This window comes from Streptomyces sp. KR55, from assembly GCF_052245645.1.
In the GTDB taxonomy this organism is placed as follows: domain Bacteria; phylum Actinomycetota; class Actinomycetes; order Streptomycetales; family Streptomycetaceae; genus Streptomyces; species Streptomyces flavusporus.
Genome location: NZ_JBQQCE010000514.1, coordinates 1 through 6899, shown reverse-complemented (window position 1 = coordinate 6899; position 6899 = coordinate 1). Strand labels below are relative to the sequence as shown.

At 67.9% G+C, this 6899-nt stretch carries 9 protein-coding genes; 6 read left to right on the top strand and 3 right to left on the bottom strand.

Features of this window, described 5'->3' with window-relative positions; all coding sequences use genetic code 11:
- Positions 1-618 (bottom strand): VOC family protein (locus tag ACTWQJ_RS43765; protein ID WP_443311966.1); only part of this gene is annotated, 618 nt, incomplete at its 3' end.
- Positions 619-912: 294 nt separating this feature from the next.
- Between ACTWQJ_RS43765 and ACTWQJ_RS43760 the strand changes: the two genes are divergently transcribed.
- On the top strand, positions 913-1731 hold the full coding sequence (locus tag ACTWQJ_RS43760; protein ID WP_443311965.1) for a class I SAM-dependent methyltransferase: 819 nt from the start codon (positions 913-915) through the stop codon (positions 1729-1731).
- A 143-nt stretch (positions 1732-1874) separates the two neighbouring features.
- On the opposite strand, the gene ACTWQJ_RS43755 is transcribed toward ACTWQJ_RS43760, so the two are convergent.
- Positions 1875-2402, bottom strand: a complete 528-nt coding sequence (locus ACTWQJ_RS43755) for an ATP-binding protein (RefSeq protein WP_443311964.1) — start codon at positions 2400-2402, stop codon at positions 1875-1877.
- A 138-nt stretch (positions 2403-2540) separates the two neighbouring features.
- Between ACTWQJ_RS43755 and ACTWQJ_RS43750 the strand changes: the two genes are divergently transcribed.
- The 5 genes from ACTWQJ_RS43750 to ACTWQJ_RS43730 all read left to right on the top strand — a co-directional run bounded on the left by ACTWQJ_RS43750 (position 2541) and on the right by ACTWQJ_RS43730 (position 6271).
- On the top strand, positions 2541-3359 hold the full coding sequence (locus tag ACTWQJ_RS43750; RefSeq protein WP_443311963.1) for a helix-turn-helix domain-containing protein: 819 nt from the start codon (positions 2541-2543) through the stop codon (positions 3357-3359).
- Positions 3356-3556, top strand: coding sequence for a DUF397 domain-containing protein (locus ACTWQJ_RS43745; RefSeq protein WP_443311962.1), 201 nt, complete (start codon positions 3356-3358; stop codon positions 3554-3556). The genes ACTWQJ_RS43750 and ACTWQJ_RS43745 overlap by 4 nt, the downstream gene beginning before the upstream one ends.
- Positions 3557-3825: 269 nt before the next feature.
- Positions 3826-4725, top strand: coding sequence for a hypothetical protein (locus ACTWQJ_RS43740; protein WP_443311961.1), 900 nt, complete (start codon positions 3826-3828; stop codon positions 4723-4725).
- A gap of 133 nt (positions 4726-4858) precedes the next feature.
- A complete protein-coding gene (locus ACTWQJ_RS43735) occupies positions 4859-5074 on the top strand; it encodes a hypothetical protein (protein WP_443311960.1) in 216 nt (71 codons plus the stop codon).
- A 75-nt stretch (positions 5075-5149) separates the two neighbouring features.
- On the top strand, positions 5150-6271 hold the full coding sequence (locus tag ACTWQJ_RS43730; RefSeq protein ID WP_443311959.1) for an IS630 family transposase: 1122 nt from the start codon (positions 5150-5152) through the stop codon (positions 6269-6271).
- A gap of 96 nt (positions 6272-6367) precedes the next feature.
- Here ACTWQJ_RS43730 and ACTWQJ_RS43725 read toward each other — a convergent pair whose 3' ends face one another.
- Positions 6368-6679: a hypothetical protein gene (locus tag ACTWQJ_RS43725; protein WP_443311958.1), complete on the bottom strand. Its 312-nt coding sequence runs from the start codon at positions 6677-6679 to the stop codon at positions 6368-6370.
- Between the last annotated feature and the right edge of the window lie 220 nt (positions 6680-6899).

Sequence of the window (6899 nt, the reverse complement as noted above, 5' to 3'; positions counted from 1 at the left end):
GTGCTCGGCGCGGGTCGCCTCGATGTCGGCGCAGGCGAGGTCGAGGTGGGCGGAGACCGGCCGTTCGGTGCCCAGCCGCTGCAACAGCATCCGCACCGGCAGTCCGGGCAGCGGCGTGACCACATGGAACTCCGGCAGGGAGCCCGGCAGGGACTCCCAACCGTCCAGCAGCCCGCTCCAGAAGGCGACTTCGGCGTCGTACGACGAAGGCGGGACGTCGAGGCACACCTGATCCAGCCGGCTGCCACGCACCACGGGCGGCCGCACCGACTCCCCGTGCCAGGGCACGGCACAGAACAACTGCCCCGCAGGCGACCGCAGTACGGCCCACCCCTCGTGCTCGACGACATCCTCCGCCCCGAGCCGCACCGCCGACGCGACGAACTCCCGTACGTCCTCGACGGCGAAGTCGAGATGCGCGCCGCCCTGACCGGCGTCGACCCCCTGCACCTTGACGCAGGCGTCCACTCCCGGGCCGGGCAGCAGCGTGGCGAACTCCTGCTTCTCTCCCCGGAGTTCGGACAGCCGGGTGTCCGTGACCGCCGTCCAGAAGCCGTGGGCCCGGTCCAGGAGTCCGGCGGGGCGGTCGATGAAGGCGTACGTCCAGCGGATGGTCATGGCGGCGATCGTAGATCCTGACGTTCAGTCTCGCCGCGGCGATTCAGGGGGCAGACTGGGCGCATTTCGATGGTGGCTTCGATCACCTGGGTACTACTCTGCGCCAGATGGAGCCAGCTGATTTCTATACCGCAGCGGCCGGGCTGATGACGGTGTCGGTCACGGACGCAGACGGCAACACCGCTGAGGACGACGCCGCCTACATGGTTTTCCGGCTCCGGGCTGACCACCGAGCTTCCACCAGCACTGGGTAGGGCTGTCACGACCCCTCGCCGTCGCACCGGAGGTCTCGACGTGACCGAACTGTCCCCCGCACACGACGCCGCCGTCACCGACCGGAACCGCCTCGCCGGGAGCGCCTACAGCAGCGACCGGGACCTCGCCGCACGGCAGGCGCTCTACGAGTGGAAGACGCCCCGTTACGACCTGCCGGGCATGGTCGCGGAGCAGTTGAGCGAGGTGCGCGGACGCGTCGTCGACGTCGGCTGCGGCAACGGCACGTACGTCCGACGACTCCGCCGGGACAGGCCCGACCTGGCCGTGCTGGGCCTGGACATCGCTCCCGGCATCCTCGCCGGCGTCCCCGGCCCGGTCGCCGTGGCGGACGTCACCCACCTGCCGTTGGCGACGGCAAGCGTGGGCGCGGCCCTGGCGATGCACATGCTCTACCACGTCCCGCACATCCCCCGAGCGGTCGCGGAACTGTCCCGTGTCGTGGCCCGCGACGGGCTGCTGGTCGTCTCCACCAACAGTGCCCGCGACAAGCCCGAACTCGACGACCTGTGGCAGCGGGCCGCCGGCGACGTCCTCGGCACCGAACGCGGCCCGGCCCGCATCTCGCTCAGCGCCCGCTTCTCCCTGGAGAGGGCCCCGGCCATCCTGGGTGAGGAGTTCGGGCGTGTGGACACGATCGAACTGCCCGGCACCATCACGGTCCACGATCCCGAGCCGGTCATCGCGCACATGGCCTCCTACCGGGCGTGGGCGGACCAGCACGACGTGCCCTTCGAGGCCACGATCGAGCGGGCCCGCACGATCCTCGTCGATCATATCGCCCACCACGGGGCCTTCGAGATCACGTGTCTGGGCGGCATCCTCGTCTGCCGGTACTGAGGGCTGACTCCGCTGTCGGTGTCGGGCGCGTTCCGTAAGGCGTTCAGAGGCGAAGAAGAATCGTTCGGGGCGGGGGATGAACAAACTGACATCAGCTGCGGTTCATCAGGGCGTCGCGCGTAGGCCTGTCGGCGCTGGTGCCCCTACAGCGTAGGCGTCCACAGCTCGAACCAGATCGTCTTGCCGATCCCGCCGGGCCGGGGGCCGACACCCCACTCGGCCGACAGCGCTGCCACCAGGGTCAGACCCCGGCCGGACTCGTCGTCCGGTGATGCGTGGCAAGGTGCCGGCAGTGTGTCGTTGGCATCCGTCACCGAGATGCGGAGGCGGTCGGCCTCCAGGGTGCAGCGGGTCCAGATCTCGCGGCCGGGGGAGACCTTCGCGTGGCGGTATGCGTTCGTCATCAGCTCGCTGAGCAGGAGTACGGCCGTTTCCGTCACCTCGTCCGGGAGCTTCCAGGAGGTGGCCTGGTCACGGAGGAGGGATCGGGCGCGGCTCACGCTGCGGGCGTGGCGGGGGAGGCGCCACTCGATGTCCTCGCGGTCCTCGCGGTCCTCGCGGTCCTCGCGGTCCTCGCGGTCCTCGCGGTCCTCGCGGTCCTCGCGGTCCTCGCGGTCCTCGCGGTCCTCGCGGTCCTCGCGGTCCTCGTGGTCCTCGCGGTCCTTGGGCATGCGTGCTCGGTTCCTTGCGTGTGATTCTCCGTCATTTGCCGTGATCAGGCTGGTGGTTGGCGCGTAGCTTCAGGGAGTGGCGAAGTGGGTACACAGCGTGCTTGTACACGGTGTGGCGGTGGGAGGTGGGTGGGGCGCGTGGCTTCTGGGGAGTCCCAGCAGGCGCAGCAGAACTGGCGGTACTGCGGTGGGCAGATCAAGTTGTGGCGGGAGGAGGCGGGGGTCGGTCGCAAGGAGCTGGCCGACGAGGCCGGGTACGACTTTGAGTACGTCAAGTCGATGGAGTGCGGGCGGCGGAGGCCGACGCTCAGGTTGTTGCAGGTCGCGGATCAGATGTGCGGGGCGCGGGGGAAGTTGTTGGCCGGGCATGAGTTTCTGAAGCCTGAGCCTTTCCCCGCGCGGTCCAAGGAATACATGGCGATCGAGGCCGAGGCGATCACGGTGCAGTGGTACGAGCCGATGCTGATTCCAGGGTTGTTGCAGACGGGGGACTACGCCCGGGAGCTGATCGGCAACGATTGCCCGCCGCTTGACGAGGAGACAGTGGCCGAGCGAGTCGCTGCGAGGCTCCGCCGACAGGAGAAGCTGACCAGCAAGCCGCTCGCGCTGTTCAGCTTCGTGCTCCATGAGGCCGCACTACGTGCCGTCGTCGGTGACGAGGGTGTGATGCGGAAGCAACTCGAGCACCTCTCGGAGGTGGGCCAGTGGCGCAACGTCTCGATCCAAGTGCTGCCCTTCAAGTGTGCCCCGGCGGCAGCGCTCAGCGGCCCCATCGTGTTGGTGGAGACGGCCGATCACGAGCAGTACGCATTCGCCGACGGGCAGGAGACCGGTGCGCTGTACGGCAGCGGGGACAAACTCAGCATCCTCACTCAACGGCATGGCATGATCCGCATGCAGGCGCTTAGCGTTGAGGAGTCTGCCCGGTTCATCAGGAAGTTGGCGGAGGAGCTATGAGCGCCGAGCTGGCGTGGTTCAAGTCTAGCTACAGCGATTCGTCGGGCAGCGCTTGCCTCGAAGTCGCCTACGTCCAGCGCAAGTCCAGCCACACCATCCACATCCGCGACTCGAAGCTCGGCGCTCGAAGCCCCCGCTTCGTCGTCCCCGCAGACGCCTGGACCGCCTTCCTCACCTACGCCGCCCGCGAGGCCTGAGCCCCGGGCTTCGGGGTGCGAGACCCGAGCTCCTTTTCCAAGGAACGGGCGGAAAGAATCAACCCACCCTCCCGCCCTCTCCGCGCCAACGTCCGCTCGTACCAGCCGACATGACTTTTCGTGATCGGCTTGCGACGCGCCGTCGCGACCGTCTAGCGTTCGCGGCAACAAACAACCCCGGTCGGGTGTTACCAGCACCCGCCGGGGTCTCACCCCAAGATCGAAAGCTCAGGACCGATCTCGTGGCTTACGAAAACTCTAGCGCTGCTTTGCCCACACCCGCAGCGCATCCCCTGGCCAAGCCCGGCTACGGCAAACGCTCCGCTCCTGATCAGCAGCCGCCCCGCCCTGACGACTTCGGCCATCTACCGCCCCGCGAGGCATACCTCGCGAGCCTCCTCGACCAGCTCTGCGAGAACGCGGCCATGGATGCCAAGACCATCGCCAAGGCCCAGCCCCTGTACGGGCAGCAAGCCGTTCGCTCGGCCTTCAACGAGCTCAGCAGGGCTGGGCACCTGCGCCGCATCCGCCGCCGTATCGAAACAGGCGAAGGCGAGAGCGGAACGCGATGGGTCTTCCACACCTACTGGTCCCGTACCGCACGTGACAACGAATGGTGGGCCCGGTTCCTCGACGCTGACTCGGGCGGCGGCCCTGTGTCCGAGGCCGTCCCCAGCGACGTAACACCCCAGCCCGAACCGTTACATCCGCACGGTGACACCCGCCCCTCCATGGCCTACGTCACCCTCGCTCAACTCGGCCTGCAGGACCCGCGCTTGGCTCTGACCTCCGCCGATTGCGCGGCTCTAGAGCAGTCGGCCGCCAACTGGCTGGCCCGCGGAATCACCCCCGACCACCTCACGCAAATCCTCGTCGCCGGTCTTCCCGAGCAGGTCCACTCACCCGGTGCCTTCGTCCGGCGCAGGCTCATCGACAAGCTGCCTCCCGAGCGCCCAGCCTCCTCCGAACCCCGCGCACCCCGCACCCTCGTGGAGTGCACGGACTGCGGCGTGCCCGGCCGTCCGGAGGCTCTGCCCGGAGGGCTGTGCCGCGCCTGCGACGGAAGGGGCGCGGGCATCGAGGAAGGCCCGGTCCGGATGCGGCCTGCGGCAGTGCGCGCTCGGGCCACTCAGGTGCGTGCCTCGATCCGCACACCCGCGCGCGTGTAACCCGAAGACCTCCGGAACGGCCCATTACGCGAAGGTGTTCGAGGACGCACTCCGGTAGATCCGGTAACACGTCGGGTGGGTCGGGTAGAATCGTTCTGACCGACCCACCCCAGCCGAAGCAGGAGCCGCCATCGTGGACCTGTACCCGATACGCGCCGCCAAAACGGCCGCTGTAGCGGCTGTGGCAGCGCTGGCTGGATGGAAGGCATTCGAAGCGCTCTACGCGTGGGCAGATCATGCAGCCGACGAGCAGACCTCGTCCGGGGCTGCGAACGATGCCTGGGCAGGCTTCTACCACTACATAGCAGCCGGCTTGGCAGGCATCGTGTTGATGCCGCTAGTGCTGTGACCGCATAGGTTCGCCGGGTTGGTGGTCGTGGCGGTTGGATGTGCGGTGACGTCCGATCCGACCGCTGGAGGCGCGGTGGCCGAGCCTGTCCGTGTGCGCAGACTGACCGACCAGGAGGGCCAGCGGCTGCAGCAGATCGTGCGTCGCGGCAGCACCAGTTCGGTGCGCTACCGGCGCGCGATGATGCTGCTGGCCTCGGCCGGCGGGAACCGCGTGCCGGTGATCGCCCAGCTGGTGCAGGCCGACGAGGACACCGTCCGCGATGTGATCCACCGCTTCAACCAGATCGGCCTGGCCTGCCTGGACCCTAAGTGGGCGGGAGGCCGTCCCCGCCGACTCAGCCCTGACGACGAGGACTTCGTCGTGGCGACGGCCACCACCCGCCCCACCAAGCTGGGCCAGCCCTTCACCCGCTGGTCCCTGCGCAAGCTCGTCGCCTACCTGCGCAAAGTCCACGGCCGCATGATCCTCATCGGCCGGGAGGCGTTACGCGGCCTGCTCGCCCGCCGAGGCGTCACCTTCCAGCGCACCAAGACATGGAAGGAATCCCCCGACCCGGACCGCGAGGCGAAACTGGACCGGATCGAGGAGGTCCTGGACCGCTTCCCGGACCGGGTCTTCGCCTTCGACGAGTTCGGCCCGCTCGGAATCAGGCCCACCGCAGGCTCGGGCTGGGCCGAACGCAAACATCCCGACCGACTGCCCGCCACCTACCACCGCACCCACGGCGTGCGCTACTTCCACAGCTGCTACTCCATCGGCGACGACCGCTTGTGGGGCGTCAACCGGCGCCGCAAGGGCGCCGCCAACACGCTGGCCGCGCTGAAGTCGATCCGTGCCGCACGGCCCGACGGCGCCCCGATCTACGTCATCCTGGACAACCTGTCCGCCCACAAAGGCGACGACATCCGCCGCTGGGCAAAGAAACACAAGGTCGAACTGTGCTTCACCCCGACCTACGCCTCATGGGCGAACCCGATCGAGGCCCACTTCGGACCACTACGGCAGTTCACCATCGCCAACTCCAACCACCCCAACCACACCGTGCAGACCCGGGCCCTGCACGCCTACCTCCGGTGGCGCAACGCCAACGCCCACCACCGCGACGTCCTGGCCGCCGAACGCAAGGAACGCGCCCGCATCCGCAGCGAGAAAGGCATCCGCTGGGGCGGACGACCTCTCGAAACTGCAGCTTGAACAACCCGGTGGGGCCTACGGAGAGAGGAGGAAGTCGGCGACCTCGGCAATGTCAGCGGGGATTGCCAAGGCACTGCAGGGCGCCAAGAGCTCCGTCTACCGCTGGTCCGACCGTCGACGTGCGCGTCGGACGAGCATGACTACGGTCGCCATGCCCAGGACGACGAACCCAAGTGCCCCAGCCACCCCGGCTTCGAACGGCGGGCCGGAGATCGGCACGACGAGGGTCTCACCGGAAGTCGTTGTCACCTCACAACCCCGCCCGGTGATCGTGGCGCCGTTGAAGTCCGGATGCAGCTGTCCCTCCAGGCACTGTTTTGCCTTGAGGTTAGTCGCCGCCGCCCAAACGAACAGACCGCCGCAGAGCAGCATCCCGATAAGCAGGACTCTGCCGATCGGCAGTTTCATGGCAAGAACCTTTCCCATCTGGGGGGCACGACCGCAGCATACGGTTGCAAGGCCGACCAGCCAGCAACCAGGTGAACCTTCCCGGTCACAGCACTAGTGTGATGCGCCTGAAATCCTGGGCTTAAGTCTCATGCTGGTTTTTGGTGGCCGGTGTAGCGATCTTGGTGAGGTAGTCGGCGAGGGATTTGAGGATCTCGTCGGCGGTCTTGGTCCACTTGAA